We start from the raw sequence: 14,679 nt of genomic DNA on the forward strand, positions 1-14,679 counted from the left end.
GATGGCGATAAGCAAGGCACCCATCCTGGAGGTACGCGATCTCGAGGTGGAGTTCAGTGTCGATGAGGGCCAGATCAAGGTGCTCGACGGGGTCAGCTTCCAGGTGGCCCCGGGCCAGACCCTGGGGATCGTCGGCGAATCCGGTTGCGGCAAGAGTGTCACCTCCCTGGCCATCATGGGGCTCCTGCCCCAGCCCCACGGCCGGGTGGTGGCGGGGGCCATCGACTTCCAGGGGGAGGCGCTCCTGGGCTTGAGCCCGGAGCAGATGTACAAGGTGCGCGGCAACCGTATCTCCATGATCTTCCAGGAGCCTATGACGGCGCTCAATCCGGTCAAGACCATAGGCGCCCAGCTGGTGGAGGTGTTTGCCCTGCACAGGCCCGAATACAGCAAGCGGGATCGCAAGGAGGCGGCCATCGCCATGCTGCGCAAGGTCGGCATGCCGGAGCCGGAGGCGCGCTTTGACGTCTATCCCCACAATCTCTCCGGCGGCATGCGCCAGCGGGTGATGATCGCCATGGCGCTGGCCTGCGAGCCCGACCTGCTCATCTGCGACGAGCCGACCACGGCGCTGGATGTCACCATTCAGGCCCAGATCCTGGCGTTGATGAAGGAGCTCCAGGCCCAGACCGGCATGGCCATCCTCTTCATCACCCATGATCTCGGTGTGGTGGCCGAACTGTGCGACGAGGTGGTGGTCATGTATGCGGGGCGCGCGGTGGAGCGGGCCCAGGTGTTTGAGCTGTTCGAGCGACCCCATCACCCCTATACCCATGGCCTGATGCGCTCCATCCCCCGGCTCGAAGACGCGCCCAAGACCCTGCTCAACACCATCAAGGGGCAGGTGCCAAGTCTGTCCGAGATGCCGGCGGGCTGTCGCTTCTCCAACCGTTGCCCCCACGCCAGCGCGCGCTGCGTCAGCGAGGTGCCACCGGTGGAGTTGCTGGCCAACCGACATGCGGTGGCCTGCCATCACTGGAAGGAGATCTCTCTATGACGCCACTTCTGCAGATAAAGGGGCTCAAGCAGCACTTCTCCATGGGGGGCGGCCTGCTGCGAAAGAAGTACACCGTCTATGCGGTGGATGGCATCAGCTTCGATCTGAAACGGGGGGAGACCCTGGGCCTGGTGGGGGAGTCCGGTTGCGGCAAGTCGACCCTGGGGCGATCCCTGCTCAAGCTGTTCGAGCCGACCGCGGGCCAGATAAGCTTCGAGGGGCGGGATATCACCCAGCTCTCGCCCAAGGAGATGCGATCCCTGCGCCAGGAGATGCAAATCGTGTTTCAGGATCCTGCAGAATCCCTCAACAGCCGCCATACCGTGGGCCAGATCCTGGAGGAGCCCTTCATCATCCACGGCAAGGGCAGTCGCAGTGAGCGCCAGACCTGGGTACGGGAGCTGCTGGGCAAGGTGGGGCTGCCGGAGACGGCGGCGGATCGCTTCCCCCACGAGTTCTCCGGGGGCCAGCGCCAGCGCATCGGCATCGCCCGGGCCATCGCCCTCCAGCCCAAGCTGCTGGTGTGTGACGAGGCGGTGTCGGCGCTGGATGTCTCGGTGCAATCCCAGATAGTGAACCTGCTGCTCACCCTGCAGCGGGAGATGGATCTCGCCATCATCTTCATTGCCCACGATCTCTCCGTGGTGAAGCACATCTCGGATCGGGTCGCCGTCATGTACCTGGGGCGCATCGTCGAGATGGCGCCGGCTCAGGAGCTCTATCTCAACCCGCGCCACCCCTATACCCAGGCGCTGATCTCGGCCATTCCGGTACCGGATCCCCGCAGGCGCAGCCAGCGCATCCTGCTGACCGGCGATGTGCCGTCCCCCATCTCGCCTCCGTCCGGCTGCCACTTTCATCAGCGTTGCCCCTATGCGGTGGATCGTTGTCGCAGCCAGTCACCCCGGCTTGAATCCTGCGGGGGGGCGCATCAGGTGGCCTGCCATTTCCCGCTGCCGCTGCAGGAGGCGCCGACTCAGGATCCTGTGCCACTGGGAAAGGCGATCTGAGTGTCCAGGGCCCGAACAGGAGAGGGGCCGCAGACTCGGCGGATTAAAAAAATGGGGCCCGTGGGCCCCATCTTCATGGTTGGCGTTCAGGTTCGGCCTGAAGAGGCCCGGCGCAACGAGGTGGCGCTGGGTAGGCCAGGGCGGGGCGGCCTGCCGGGTGGCATGGCGGCTGTCGGTAAGACTGGGTGTGATTTCTTTGTTGGTTTATTACTACAATATTGCCGCCAGGATCAGGCACCGTAACGGAAGTAGTACTGACGGGTTGACGGGGCATATGCGTCTTTCTCGACGCGCTCGTTTTGCTTGCTGGTGGCACCTTTCAGGTGGAACAGCACGGCCAGGTTCTCAAACATGATTCACCTCGTGATCGGGTTGTCGTTCGGTCTTTGTGTGACGGGTGTCACAATGTGCATCCTAGTCACAAATGTGACCTGGATCAAACTTTGACGTAATTAAACAACAAAACTCCTGGAAAAGGTTTTCCCATGCAATCTGGCTCATGGATACGTTTTCAACCCGGTCGGCGGGCATGCGGCGGATAAGGGGACAGTCGGCAGAGCCGCTGGCAGGCCGTTTGCGGCGGGGTAAAGGGGGATGGGGCGCTAAAAGCTGCCCCGCACTGGGCGGGGCAGGGAGCAGGGGAGGATCGCCGCCTTACTTGGCCGGGATCTGCTCGAGCACATGGACCAGCAGCTGCCAGAAACGCTCGACCGCCGGGATATGCACCTTCTCGCCCGGCGCGTGGGCGCCGCGAATGGTGGGCCCGAAGGAGACCATGTCCCACTCCGGGTAGGCGCTCTTGAACAGACCGCACTCGAGGCCGGCGTGGATCACCATGACGTTGGGCATCTCGCCAAACAGGGTCTGGTAGCTGTTGCGTACCAGGGCCATCACGGGGGAGTCCACGTTCGGCGCCCAGCCAGGATAGGCTCCGGTGAATTCGCAGCTGGCGCCGGCCAGGCTGAACAGGGAGCGGGTCATCTGCTCCACGCTCTCGCGGCCGGAATCCTGCAAGGAGCGGATCAGGCACTGCACGTATACCTCACCGTCGAGTGTCTTGATGACGCCGAGGTTGGTGGAGGTCTCGGTCACGCCCGGGATGGCGTCGCTCATGCGCATCACCCCGTTCGGGCAGGCCATCAGGGCGTCGAGCAGGCGGCGCTGCAGATCGTCGCTCATCAGCTGGGTCGGTGCATCCTGCTCCTGCAGCAGCACGGTCAGGTTCGCCTCGACGGCGGCCAGCTCGCTCCGATAGATGCCGGCATAGCGGTCAACCAGTGCCTTGAACGCGTTCACGTTCGCCGCGGGCACCAGCAGGCTGGCGCGGGCCTCGCGGGGGATGGCGTTGCGCAGGGTGCCGCCGCTGAGATCGCCAAGGCGCACGCCCAGGGGCTCGGCGGCCTTGAGCAGGCGTACCAGCAGCTTGTTGGCGTTGCCGCGGCCGCGGTGGATGTCCACCCCGGAGTGGCCGCCACGCAGCCCCTTCACCTGCAGCTCGAAGCCGACCCCGTCGGTCGCGGCTACCCGCTCCAGGGGGAAGCGGATGTTGGCATCCACGCCACCGGCGCAGCCCATGTAGACCTCGCCATCCTCCTCTGAGTCGGTGTTGAGCAGGATCTCCCCCTCCAGCCAGCCCGCTTCCAGGCCGAAGGCGCCGGTCATGCCGGTCTCCTCGTCCGTGGTCAGCAGCACTTCCAGCGGGCCGTGCTTGAGGGTCTTGTCGGCCAGCACCGCCAGGCAGCCGGCCATGCCCATGCCGTTGTCGGCGCCGAGGGTGGTACCGCGGGCGGTCACCCAGTCACCGTCGATATAGGCGTCGATGGGATCGGTAGTAAAATCATGCGGAGTGTCCGCATTGGCCTGGGGCACCATGTCCATGTGGGCCTGAAGCACCACGCCCTTGCGATTTTCCATCCCCGGCGTGGCCGGTTTCTTGATAATGAGGTTGCCCACGGCATCCTGCTTGACCGCCAGACCCTCTCCCTCTGCCCATGCACGGATCCAGGCGCTCAGCCTGGCTTCATGCTTGGAGGGGTGGGGGATGGCGCAGATCTGTTCGAAGAAGTGCCAAATCAGCTTGGGAGATAGAGAACTCAGTTGTGCCACGTCAGACTCCTTACCAGCACGGGAAATGACCGGGCCCACCAGGGCCTGAGGAAAGAGGATAAAGATAATACAGTCAATTCCACAAAACTGTGAGCGGTCAGCACAAATCATGGCTCAGGCCCGGTTGTGCCAGGCGGCTGCACTGGCTCTCCTGTCGGGAGCAGTGATTCATTTTTTGTGATGTGAGTCACAAAAAACTTGAATTAGACGGCGAGGCTGGTAAATTAGCCAGCCGTGGTATCCACCACCGTCAGGATGACGATCAGTGCCTCCAGGGAACCGAAGCAAAGCAAGTGCGCCTCCATGGAACCGAGTGTCAGCTTAAGGATTCAAGCCCGCATTAAGGTACGTAACTTGTTAAGCAATCAGGAGTTTATATGTCTGGCAGCAATGCAACCTATTGGTTTACCCCCTCCCTCTACACCCAGGGCTTCAGCTATCCGAATGCCTTCGTCTCTCGCCGTTAAGGCAAGACAGGGTCCAGGCGATTTCATCTGGAGCCAGGTATAGAGAAAACAGCAGGCGCGAGGTCATCCTCCACCTGCTTTTTTTTTTGCTTATCCATCCCGGCAAGGCCTGCGCTGCGGGCGTCGGCCCTGGCGTCATGGGGGCCATGACGGGGCCAGCTTGTCCCTGCTTGCAGGCAAAAAGGCATACGTTTGCCAATCCCCTCGCGAATAAATGGTGCTATCATAGCCGCCCAATAGCCTGCCCATGCCCCATCGCGTGCGATGGTTCCCCATGGCGAGCCCGTTCCCGTCTCTCTCTGTTGCCTGTGTTCCGGCCCGGTCGCCCAATCCCGAGCGGGCGGCGTGCAAGCCAAATTCGGCGCAGGAGGCACGATGGGGCATCGCCGGGGCCGCGCCTGGCAGGCAATGCATTTGATATGTTCGTCCGTTTTAAAATCACTTGTCGAGATCGATAGCATGCCGAAAAAATTCTACGTGTCATGGGATAACCTGCAGCGGGAAGCCCGTCGTCTGGCTCGTCGCCAACTGCCCGTCAGCCAATGGAAAGGGATCATCGCCGTCAGCCGCGGTGGCCTGGTACCGGCAGCCCTGATGGCCCGTGAACTGGGCATTCGCAACGTCGAGACCCTGTGCATCTCCAGCTATGACCACAACAGCCAGCGCGAGCTGGTGGTGGTCAAGGGCGCGACCACGGCAGGGGATGGCGAGGGCTGGCTGGTGGTGGACGATCTGGTGGATACCGGCGGTACCGCCAAGGCCATCCGCGAGCTCTACCCCAAGGCCAAGTTCATCACCATCTTCGCCAAGCCGCTGGGAGAGCCGCTGGTGGACGACTTCGAAGTCGCCATCCCGCAGGATACCTGGATAGAACAGCCCTGGGACATGGCGCTGGAGTTCACCACGCCCATCTGCGAAGAGCAGTGATCGGCCAGGCTGCCAGGGTGCAGCCAGATGAAAACGGGGCTCCTTCGGGAGCCCCGTTTCGTTGTGGCCTCCCCATGGACTCAGTCCGGGGTGGTTTGCCATGGCCAAACCTGGGTAAGATGGGCCATTGATGGACGGCATGAGAAGAATGCGGTGAAGCCAAACGACGATATTAACCTGACCGAGCAGCTGTTTACCCGGGTCAAGCAGGTGCTGGAAACCTCGCAGATCTCCAACAGCAGCCCGGTGGATCCCCAGGGCGAGAGCGAGGACTTCATCGATGGCTCCGCGGTGCGCAGCTGGTATCGCCTGCTGCGTCGCCCCTCCTGGGCCTGGCAAGGGGCAGATCCGGTCGAGGTGGAACAGATCCTGGCCCGGATCGCCATGGGCAAGGGGGAGCGCAGTCACCCCGAGCTGCTCGATACCATCAAGGGCTATGTGCCGGGCAATTGGGTCTACGAATGGAGCCAGCAGGCCGGGGGCTACTTCAAGCAGGGACGGGCCCTGGCCGAGGCGGGCCGACAGGCCGAGGCGATCGAGACCCTGCTCAAGGCGGTACGTTATTACTCCATCGCCAGCTATCCCCACCTCAAGTACGACGAGCTGGCGGATCAGGCCCAGCTGCTTGGCAACCTGGCCTACCGGGAGGCGGGCCGCCTGTTCGAGGTGCCGCTCAAGGAGATCCAGGTGCCGTTTCGCGGCAAGCACATCCAGGGCTATCTGCATCTGCCGACCACGGACAAGCCGGTGCCCCTGGTGATGGTGAGCGGCGGCATCGACTCCCTCCAGCTCGATTACCTCAACTTCTACCGCAAGCATCTGGCGCCCAATGGTATCGGCATGCTCTCCCTGGACATGCCCGGCATCGGCTATGCGGAGCACTGGCCACTGGTACAGGACACCAGCCGCCTGCACCAGGCGGTGTTGCAGTATCTGACCGACGTGGCCTGGGTCGATCACCAGCGCATTGCCATGGTGGGTTTTCGCCTCGCCGGCAATGTGGCGGCCCGCCTCGCCTTCATCGAGCCGTTCAAGTTGCGCACCGTGGTCTGTATCGGGGCCGGGGTCAATCAGTGCTTTACCGACCCGTCGCTTTTTGCCAAGTGTCCGCGCATGATGCGTGATAGTCTGGCGAACAGACTGGGGGGAGATGCGTCCGACTGGGAGCTGATCCGCACCAAGAGCCAGGTCTTCTCCCTGAAAAAACAGGGGTTGATGAGCACGCGTACTTCCGTGCCCATCCTCAGCATCGGTCACAAGCGAGACTTTATCTGCCCCGAGTCCGACATCCGGGCCCTGGCGGCGGCCAGCCGGAATGGCAAGGCGGTGGTGTTCGACAAGCAGCCACTGCGAGAGGTATATGACAAGGCACTTAACGAAACGGTAACCTGGCTAAAGCAACATCTATGTTCTTGAATACGTTCTTTTTACGCCATTCATATCTCGGTTGATGGATGGCACTGCTTGTTCAACACGGAGGTTAACATGTCAGAAAGAGTCACCTACAAACGTCTGCTGCGGCAATTTGCCGCCATCGGCCCCTATCTGCGCGAAGATCTGTGCGAGGAGGGGCGCTATTACTTCGATTGTCTGTCGGTTTGCGTCAGCGCCAAGGCGGCGCCTGACAAGCGGGAGTTCTGGGGCTGGTGGCTGGTGCTGGAGCAGGACGACCACCATTTCCGCTACCACTATCAGCTCGGCTTCTACAACGGCGAAGGCAACTGGATAGACAAACCTCTGCCCAAGAAGCACCAGGCCGAGGTGGAGCGTTCCCTGCAACACTTCTACCGCCTGATCAGCGCCAAGTTGACCCAGCTGGAGTGCCAGCTCGCCCCCGCCGAGCAGGTGACCTGCGAGTTGTCGGTCACCGCCGCCTGACCCGACTGCCCTGCCGGGGTTAATTGCCTTGCAGGGCAGCAGGGCCGTGGGTATAAAGGGAATCCTTACCTTTTTGCCTTGTCAATTCCATGGAAAACAAAACCATCGTCGTCAAGCTGGGCACCAGCGTTCTCACCGGGGGCTCGTCTCAACTCAATCGTGCCCACATGGTCGAACTGGTTCGCCAGTGCGCCGCGCTCCATCGCCAGGGCCACAGAGTGGTGCTGGTCAGCTCGGGGGCCATCGCCGCCGGTCGTGCTCACCTGGGCCACCCGCCCCTGGCCTCGACCCTGACCAACAAGCAGATGCTGGCGGCCGTGGGTCAGACCCAGCTGATCCGCATCTGGCAGGATCTGTTCAACCTCTATGACCTGCACGTGGGCCAGATGCTGCTGACCCGGGCCGATCTGGAGGACAGGGAGCGCTACCTCAATGCCCGCGATACCCTGCGCACCCTGCTCGACCATCGCATCATCCCCGTCATCAACGAGAATGACGCCGTCGCCACCGCCGAGATCAAGGTGGGGGACAATGATAACCTCTCCGCCCGCGCCGCCATCCTGGCCGATGCGGATCTGCTGATCCTGCTCACCGACCAGACCGGCCTCTTCACCGCGGATCCGCGCACCAACCCCGACGCCCAGCTGATCGAGGAGGTGCAGACCATAGACGACACCCTGCGCAAGCTGGCCGGCGGCAGCGTCAGCGGCCTGGGCACAGGTGGCATGGCCACCAAGCTGCAGGCGGCCGATGTGGCGCGCCGGGCCGGGGTCGAGGTGGTGATCGCCACCGGCCAGGTGCCGGAAGTGGTGGGTCGCCTGGCCGCCGGCGAGCGGATCGGAACCCGTTTCCCGGCCCTGGCCTCGCCCCTGGAGGGACGCAAGAGCTGGATCCTGGCCGGCCCCCCTCCTCTTGGGGAGGTCCAGGTCGACCTGGGGGCCGTGGCCGCCATGCGCGACAAGGGCTCCAGCCTGCTGCCCAAGGGGATCACTGGGGTGAGGGGCATCTTCGTGCGGGGCGACGTGGTGCGGATCCTGGATCCCAGGGGGAGCGAGCTGGCCCGCGGCATCTGCCGCTACAACCACGATGAGCTGACGCGCCTGCGCGGAGTTCACTCGGATCAAATCGAGGCACTGCTGGGCTACGGCTATGGCGCCGTGGCCATCCATCGCGACGACATGGTGCTGCTGTAATCGAGTCGGCGGGCCGAGCCCGCCCTATGAAAGGATGAGAAATGAGTCTGGAGACATTGGGACAAGCGGCCCGCGGGGCTGCCTATCAGCTGGCCGCCATCGACACGGCCCAGAAGAATCGGGCGCTGCTGGCCATCGCCAGCGAGCTGGAAGCCCGTCAGGGGGCCATCCTGGCTGCCAACGCCAAGGACATAGCGGCGGGGCGTGAGGCCGGCCTGTCCGACGCCATGCTGGATCGCCTGCTGCTCAACCCCGCCCGGCTCGCCGGGATAGTGGCGGATGTGCGCAAGGTGGTCAGCCTGGACGATCCGGTCGGTGCCGAACTCGACAGCCGGGTGCTGGAGAACGGCCTGCGCCTCTCCCGGCGCCGGGTTCCCATCGGGGTGATAGGGGTCATCTATGAGGCGCGCCCCAATGTCACCATCGACATCGCCACCCTCTGCCTCAAGACAGGCAACGCCAGCATCTTGCGGGGCGGACGCGAGACCTTCCACTCCAACCTGGAGCTGGTCAAGGTGATCCAGGCCGCCCTGGCCAGCGCCGGTCTGCCCATCGCGGCGGTGCAGTACATAGACAACCCGGACCGGGCCCTGGTGGGCGAGCTGCTGCGTCTCGATCGCTACGTGGACATGATCATCCCCCGTGGCGGCGCCGGGCTGCACAAGATGTGCAAGGAGAACAGCTCCATCCCTGTCATCATCGGCGGTTTTGGCATCAGCCATGTATTCGTGGATGCGAGTGCGGATCTTGCCCGCTCCCTCGCCGTCATCGACAACGCCAAGGTGCAGCGCCCCTCAGCCTGCAACGCCCTCGATACCCTGCTGGTCCACGAAGGGATTGCCGCAGACTTGCTGCCGCAACTGGTCGCGCGCATGAACGAGCAAGGGGTGACCCTGGTGGCCCATGGCAACGCCCTGGCCCACCTGACGGGGGCCAAGGGAGTGCGTGAGGCCGGGGCCGAGGATTTCGACACCGAATGGCTCGGGCTGACCCTGGGGGTCAAGCTGGTGGCGGATGTCCACGAGGCGCTGGCCCACATGCGCGAGCACAATGCCAGCCACTCGGACGCCATCCTGACCAATGATCTCTACAACGCCGAGTGCTTCGTCAACGGCGCCGGTTCGGCGGCCGTCTATGTCAACGCCTCGACCCGCTTCACCGATGGCGGCCAGTTTGGCCTGGGGGCCGAGGTGGCCGTCTCCACCCAGATGCTCCATGCAAGGGGCCCCATGGGGCTGACCGAGCTGACCAGCTACAAATGGGTGGGGCAGGCGGACTATCTCTCCCGTCCCTGAGCCCTTGCCCCCAGCAAAATGCCGACCCCGGGGTCGGCATTTTTTCATGTCAGGTCTGGGCGTCCAGGTCTGGGCGTCAGCGCACGATCAGCACGGGGCAGGGGGCGTGGCGCACCACGGATTCCGCGACGCTGCCCACCAGCAGGTGGCTGAGGCCGGAGCGGCCATGGCTGCCCATCACCACCAGATCCACCTTGTCTTCCTTGGCCTGGGCGACGATCTCGTCGGCGGCGCGGCCGAAGCGCACCGTGAAGCTGGCAGGGATCGGCAGGGTGTCGATCAGCTGTTGCAGCTGCTCCCTGGCCTGGCGCTCCATCTCATGGGTGATCTCCAGGGCGGTCATGTGCAGTATCTTGTAGCTGTCAAACCCGTGCAGCTGGTCGACCACGTGCACCAGCTTGAGGCTGGCATCGTGGCTCTTGGCCATGAAGACGGCATAGTCCAGCACCGGCTGGGACATCTGGGAGAAATCGACGGGGCAGAGCAGGGTGCGGATAGACATAAGAGGCTCCTTTCGCGGGGGGTAACCTGGGGTAATGGGTTACCAATGAATCTTGTCTACCGTTATACCAGCTTGCCGGGCAATAACGTGTGATGGGGGCGATGGTTTGACAAAAAGGCGGCAAAGGTGGGGCGGGAAGCGGGGGATCGTATGGGAAATCGGCGCATAATCAGGGCCATGGAGAGGGATTCGAGGTAATGGGATGCAATTAGCGAGATTCACCCTGCTGCTGTGCTGCGGCCTGTTTTCCCTGACGGCGCGGGGGGAGGTGCTGCCGGTCTATTGCGATGACTGGCCAGGCTTTTGCCATCAGGACGGGGGCGGCCTCTATCTGGATCTGGCGCGTCACATCTACCAGCCCCTCGGCTATCGGATCCGGCCCCAGCTCATGCCCTACAAACGGGCGCTGGCCATGGTGACCAAGGGGGGGCAGGGGATGACCATGGGGGTCTATCTCCATGAGGTGGAGGGGGTGCGCTGGCCCCACTACCCGGATGGCGCCGATGATGTGACCGTCTTCATGCTCGACAAGTGGCGGGCGGGCTGGCAGGGGGAGCAGAGTCTGGCCCAGCAGCGGGTGCTCTGGCAGCGGGGCTGGGCCTTCGACAAATATATCGGGGTGCCCATGCGCTGGTATGAGGTCAACAGCCATCAGGATGCCATGAGCCTGCTGCAAAAGGAGCGTTACCGTTACTATCTGAGCGCCGGTGTGCTCCACACCGATGAGCGGCTGCCGCCCGGGCTGAACCGGGTCTTTCTGCGCTGGCTGCCCACCTACCCCATCTTCGCCAGCGACGCCGCCGGGCTCAAATTGCAGCAGCAGTGGGATCAGGGCATGGCTCGGCTCATCCACAGCGGCGAGCTGACTCGCCTCTACCGGGAGAATGGCCTGCTCGACTACTACCGGGATTTTCTGCGCGGCCTCAGGCACAAGGGGGAGGGGCAGTCGGCCCGCTAGGCCCGAGCCGGGGAGCCGGGTGAGCGGCGCCGTTTCGGCTCGGCTTTCAGTTGCCGGTCAGGCCGCTGGGCCCCCGGCTCGATGGGCCTTGGCGAGGCGATCATCCTGTTGATGAATGAGATTGACGCTGGCGGCGCCTGTTCGGCTCTGCTTTCACCTGCGGATCATGACGCTGCAGTTCCTGCTCTATGGGCCTTGGCGAGCCGATCATAGAGGATGACATTGACGCTGGCGGCGAGATTCATGCAACCCGTGGTCGGCACATAGACCACCCGCTTGACCCCGGCGAACAGCGCCGGATCCAGGGTGCCATCCTCGGGACCGAAGATGTAAAAGGCCCGGTCCGGGTGGACGAAGTCAGGGAGCGGGGTCGCCCCCGGGATGAGGTCCACCAGCACGGGTTCTCCCCCCTGTGGCACCAGGGCGAGCAGATCGTCCACCCCGAGCAGGGGGATCTTCTCCGCCATCTGCTTGGTGTCGGTGGCAAAGCGGCGCGCCAGCTCGAAGCGGCTGCCGGTGTAGCACACCTCGTCGGCGCCATAGCAGCCCGCCGCCCTCAGCACGGCCCCCACATTGGTCGGTGACTTGGGATTGACCAGGCCGATGCCGACATAGTTGCCCTGGGGTTCATCGGCCGACGGGGCCCTGCGCTTGCTGATCTCTTCGTTCATCTCGCTCTCCTGGTTGGGGCGCCATTATAAGGGGGTCGGCCCCCTAGTGCTCGCCCATAGTGCTCTCCATAGTGTTCGAGATAGTGTTCGAGATAGTGTTCGCGAGAGTGCTCGCCTCCCTTGCCCCGGCTGGGGGCAGCTGCACCGAATTGGTGAGCGGGGGAGGCGCCCGGGCCCCTCTGGCGCGGCCCGGACCTGGCTCCGCGGCCCTTGGTGCGCTGGCAAGATACTTGCATCGCCCTTGGGCAGATCACTCTTATCGATGACAGGACACAGGCGTCCGTCCCCTTTGCCGGGGCGGACGCCTTTTTCATTGCCGGCAGGCAGGAGGAAGGATGAAGACCACATGTGCATACTGCGGCGTCGGCTGTGGCATCAGCATCAGGCACCAGGCAGGGGAGTGGCAGCTCGCCGGGGACGACAGCCATCCCGCCAATGGCGGCGCACTCTGCGTCAAGGGGGCCAGCCTGCTGGAGAGCCTGGCCTTTCCCGAGCGCCTGCTCTATCCCCGCCATCAGGGGCGGCGCATCGGCTGGGATCAGGCCCTCGATCTGATGGCGGAGCGGTTTGGCAAGGTGCTGGCAGAGTCCGGGCCGCAAGCCATCGGCATCTACCTCTCGGGTCAGCTCACCACGGAGGACTACTACGTCGCCAACAAGCTGATGAAGGGGTATCTGGGCAGCGCCAACGTGGATACCAACTCCCGGCTCTGCATGTCGTCGGCCGTGGTGGCCCAGCAGCGTGCCTTCGGCGAGGACCTGGTGCCGGCCTGCTATGAGGATCTGGGGCTGGCGGATCTCATCGTCATCACGGGGGCCAACACGGCCTGGACCCACCCCGTGCTGTTTCGCCGCATCCAGCAGGCCCGCAGTCGCCGCCCCGAGCTCAAGCTGGTGGTGATGGATCCCCGCCGCACCATGACGGCGGAACAGGCCGACCTGCACCTGCCTCTGCGTCCGGGCAGCGACGTGGCGCTGTGGAACGGCCTGTGCCGCTACCTGGTCGATCAGGGGCTCTGGGACAAGGAGTATGTGGCGGCCCACGTCAGCGGCATGGCGCAGCTGACCGAGACCCTGGCCGATCCCGCTTGGACGCCGGAGGCGGTGGCCCTGTGCTGCGATCTGCCCCTGACCGATCTGCTCGGCTTCTACCGGCTGTTTGCCCGCCATCCCCGCACCCTCAGCCTCTACTGCCAGGGCATCAATCAGTCCAACCAGGGGAGCGACAAGGCCAATGCCATCATCAATGCCCACCTGCTGACCGGACGGATCGGCAAGCCAGGAGCCTCCCCCTTCTCCCTCACCGGGCAGCCCAATGCCATGGGCGGGCGCGAGGTGGGGGGGCTGGCGACCCAGCTGGCGGCCCACATGGGCTTTGGCGAGGCCGAGTGCGATCGCCTGCAGCGTTTCTGGGGCAGCCCACACATGGTGACGGGCCCGGGCCTGAAGGCGGTCGACCTGTTCGAGGCGGTGCATAGCGGGCAGATCCGCGCCCTCTGGGTGCTGGGGAGCAACCCGGCCGCCTCCCTGCCCGACGGAGACAGGGTGCGCGAAGCCCTGGCGCGCTGCGAGTTCTTGGTGGTCTCGGATCTGACCGCCCTGACCGACACGGCCCGCCATGCCAGCCTGCTGCTGCCCGCCCTCGGCTGGGGCGAGAAGAGCGGCACCGTCACCAATTCGGAGCGCTGCATCAGCCGTCAGCGCGCCTTCCTGGCACCCCCCGGCGAGGCGCGCCCCGACTGGTGGGCCCTGGCCAGCCTGGGGCGGCGGCTCGGCTTCGAGGAGGCGTTCGCCTTTTTGGACGAACACGCCATCTTCAGCGAGCACGCCGCCCTCTCCGGTTTCGAGAACCGGGGCTCGCGCCGGTTTGACATCTCGGGGCTGGCCCGGCTGACCCCCGCCGAGTTCGAGGATCTGGCCCCCATCCGCTGGCCGGTCAACGAGGCGCACCCCCATGGTTGCGATCGCCTGTTCGGCGATGGCCGCTTCGCCACGGCTGACGGCAGGGCCCGCCTGCTGCCCCTGCGCCAGCGGGACCCCGAGCTGGCCCCCATGGCGAGCGGGGAGGGGACGCCCCTGCTGCTCAATTCGGGGCGGCTGCGGGATCAGTGGCACACCATGACCCGCAGCGGCCATGTGCCCCGCCTGCTGGAGGCCGAACCCTGGCCCAGGGTGCTGGTGGGTCCGGCCAGCCTGCTGAGCCAGGGACTGGCGGTGGGGGATCTGGTCCGCCTGGAGAACGATCGCAGTCAGGTGCGGGCCCTGGTGGGGCTGGACGAGGGGCTGCGGGAGGGGGAGGCCTTCCTGCCCATGCACTGGACAGACAGCCAGTGCAGCCAGGGGGCGGTCAACCGCCTGCTGGCGCCGGTCACGGATCCCCTCTCGGGCCAGCCCATGTTCAAGCAGGCCAGGGTGCAGATGGCCGCCCAGCCGACCCGCTGGCAGGGGATCTGGCTCGGGGAGGGGGCACCGGCCTTGCGGGGAGACTGGTGGGCGCGTCGCCCCCTGGCCGAGGGGGAGTGCTGGCTGCTGGCCTCCTGGTCGGAAGAGATGAGCGCCTGCTGGCAGCGGCTGGCCCGCTCGGGTCACTGGCTGCGCCTGCCCCTCAAGGGGGGCTGGCTCGCCATCTCCCTGGCTCAGGGCCGGATCCAGAGCCTGCTGCTGGTGGCCGAGCGC

General features: G+C 64.7%; 13 protein-coding genes. 9 read left to right on the forward strand and 4 right to left on the reverse strand.

Translation table 11 applies throughout. The features are described from left to right. Window position 1 precedes the first annotated feature (1 nt). Together BN1119_RS12785 and BN1119_RS12790 are read left to right on the forward strand one after the other, a co-directional pair. Window positions 2–997: an ABC transporter ATP-binding protein gene (locus tag BN1119_RS12785; RefSeq protein ID WP_209434915.1), complete on the forward strand. Its 996-nt coding sequence runs from the start codon at window positions 2–4 to the stop codon at window positions 995–997. Then, complete coding sequence (locus tag BN1119_RS12790) at window positions 994–2,007, forward strand: ABC transporter ATP-binding protein (RefSeq protein WP_041998453.1); 1,014 nt, start codon at window positions 994–996, stop codon at window positions 2,005–2,007. Before BN1119_RS12785 ends, BN1119_RS12790 begins: the two co-directional genes overlap by 4 nt. Before the next feature lie 230 nt (window positions 2,008–2,237). On the opposite strand, the gene BN1119_RS21035 is transcribed toward BN1119_RS12790, so the two are convergent. Beyond that, window positions 2,238–2,360 carry a hypothetical protein gene (locus BN1119_RS21035; protein ID WP_084205455.1) on the reverse strand — a complete coding sequence of 41 codons (123 nt, stop codon included), beginning with the start codon at window positions 2,358–2,360 and terminating at the stop codon, window positions 2,238–2,240. A 301-nt stretch (window positions 2,361–2,661) separates the two neighbouring features. Then, the gene (locus tag BN1119_RS12795; RefSeq protein ID WP_041998455.1) at window positions 2,662–4,113 is read right to left on the reverse strand and encodes an aminoacyl-histidine dipeptidase; all 1,452 of its coding nucleotides are present in this window, start codon (window positions 4,111–4,113) and stop codon (window positions 2,662–2,664) included. A 926-nt stretch (window positions 4,114–5,039) separates the two neighbouring features. Between BN1119_RS12795 and gpt the strand changes: the two genes are divergently transcribed. The 5 genes from gpt to BN1119_RS12820 all read left to right on the forward strand — a co-directional run bounded on the left by gpt (window position 5,040) and on the right by BN1119_RS12820 (window position 9,873). Next, the gene (gene gpt / locus BN1119_RS12800) at window positions 5,040–5,507 is read left to right on the forward strand and encodes a xanthine phosphoribosyltransferase (protein ID WP_041998458.1); all 468 of its coding nucleotides are present in this window, start codon (window positions 5,040–5,042) and stop codon (window positions 5,505–5,507) included. Between the two features lie 153 nt (window positions 5,508–5,660). Beyond that, window positions 5,661–6,923: an esterase FrsA gene (gene frsA / locus BN1119_RS12805; protein ID WP_041998460.1), complete on the forward strand. Its 1,263-nt coding sequence runs from the start codon at window positions 5,661–5,663 to the stop codon at window positions 6,921–6,923. Between the two features lie 69 nt (window positions 6,924–6,992). Beyond that, the gene (gene crl, locus BN1119_RS12810) at window positions 6,993–7,385 is read left to right on the forward strand and encodes a sigma factor-binding protein Crl (protein ID WP_041998462.1); all 393 of its coding nucleotides are present in this window, start codon (window positions 6,993–6,995) and stop codon (window positions 7,383–7,385) included. 89 nt (window positions 7,386–7,474) lie between these two features. Continuing rightward, the gene (gene proB / locus BN1119_RS12815) at window positions 7,475–8,578 is read left to right on the forward strand and encodes a glutamate 5-kinase (protein ID WP_041998465.1); all 1,104 of its coding nucleotides are present in this window, start codon (window positions 7,475–7,477) and stop codon (window positions 8,576–8,578) included. 41 nt (window positions 8,579–8,619) lie between these two features. Next, window positions 8,620–9,873 carry a glutamate-5-semialdehyde dehydrogenase gene (locus BN1119_RS12820; protein ID WP_041998468.1) on the forward strand — a complete coding sequence of 418 codons (1,254 nt, stop codon included), beginning with the start codon at window positions 8,620–8,622 and terminating at the stop codon, window positions 9,871–9,873. Window positions 9,874–9,949: 76 nt separating this feature from the next. Here the strand turns inward: BN1119_RS12820 and BN1119_RS12825 are convergent, their stop codons facing one another. After that, a complete protein-coding gene (locus BN1119_RS12825; RefSeq protein WP_041998471.1) occupies window positions 9,950–10,375 on the reverse strand; it encodes a universal stress protein in 426 nt (141 codons plus the stop codon). A gap of 202 nt (window positions 10,376–10,577) precedes the next feature. Between BN1119_RS12825 and BN1119_RS12830 the strand changes: the two genes are divergently transcribed. Beyond that, window positions 10,578–11,333, forward strand: coding sequence for a type 2 periplasmic-binding domain-containing protein (locus BN1119_RS12830; RefSeq protein ID WP_041998474.1), 756 nt, complete (start codon window positions 10,578–10,580; stop codon window positions 11,331–11,333). A gap of 164 nt (window positions 11,334–11,497) precedes the next feature. On the opposite strand, the gene BN1119_RS12835 is transcribed toward BN1119_RS12830, so the two are convergent. Further along, on the reverse strand, window positions 11,498–12,004 hold the full coding sequence (locus BN1119_RS12835) for an RNA methyltransferase (RefSeq protein WP_084205457.1): 507 nt from the start codon (window positions 12,002–12,004) through the stop codon (window positions 11,498–11,500). A 335-nt stretch (window positions 12,005–12,339) separates the two neighbouring features. Between BN1119_RS12835 and BN1119_RS12840 the strand changes: the two genes are divergently transcribed. After that, window positions 12,340–14,679, forward strand: a 2,340-nt coding sequence (locus BN1119_RS12840; RefSeq protein ID WP_052448062.1) for a molybdopterin oxidoreductase family protein, incomplete at its 3' end; no start/stop codon positions are given.

Source organism: Aeromonas bivalvium, from assembly GCF_000819765.1.
GTDB classification, from domain to species: Bacteria; Pseudomonadota; Gammaproteobacteria; order Enterobacterales; family Aeromonadaceae; genus Aeromonas; species Aeromonas bivalvium.

Excerpts from the sequence above, each read along its gene's own strand:
- BN1119_RS12790 (WP_041998453.1), top strand. The coding sequence starts at position 994 with ATGACGCCACTTCTGCAGATAAAGGGGCTCAAGCAGCACTTCTCCATG.
- gpt (WP_041998458.1), top strand. The coding sequence starts at position 5,040 with ATGCCGAAAAAATTCTACGTGTCATGGGATAACCTGCAGCGGGAAGCC.
- BN1119_RS12830 (WP_041998474.1), top strand. The coding sequence starts at position 10,578 with ATGCAATTAGCGAGATTCACCCTGCTGCTGTGCTGCGGCCTGTTTTCC.
- BN1119_RS12825 (WP_041998471.1), bottom strand. The coding sequence starts at position 10,375 with ATGTCTATCCGCACCCTGCTCTGCCCCGTCGATTTCTCCCAGATGTCC.
- crl (WP_041998462.1), top strand. The coding sequence starts at position 6,993 with ATGTCAGAAAGAGTCACCTACAAACGTCTGCTGCGGCAATTTGCCGCC.
- BN1119_RS21035 (WP_084205455.1), bottom strand. The coding sequence starts at position 2,360 with ATGTTTGAGAACCTGGCCGTGCTGTTCCACCTGAAAGGTGCCACCAGC.
- BN1119_RS12785 (WP_209434915.1), top strand. The coding sequence starts at position 2 with ATGGCGATAAGCAAGGCACCCATCCTGGAGGTACGCGATCTCGAGGTG.
- BN1119_RS12835 (WP_084205457.1), bottom strand. The coding sequence starts at position 12,004 with ATGAACGAAGAGATCAGCAAGCGCAGGGCCCCGTCGGCCGATGAACCC.
- BN1119_RS12820 (WP_041998468.1), top strand. The coding sequence starts at position 8,620 with ATGAGTCTGGAGACATTGGGACAAGCGGCCCGCGGGGCTGCCTATCAG.
- proB (WP_041998465.1), top strand. The coding sequence starts at position 7,475 with ATGGAAAACAAAACCATCGTCGTCAAGCTGGGCACCAGCGTTCTCACC.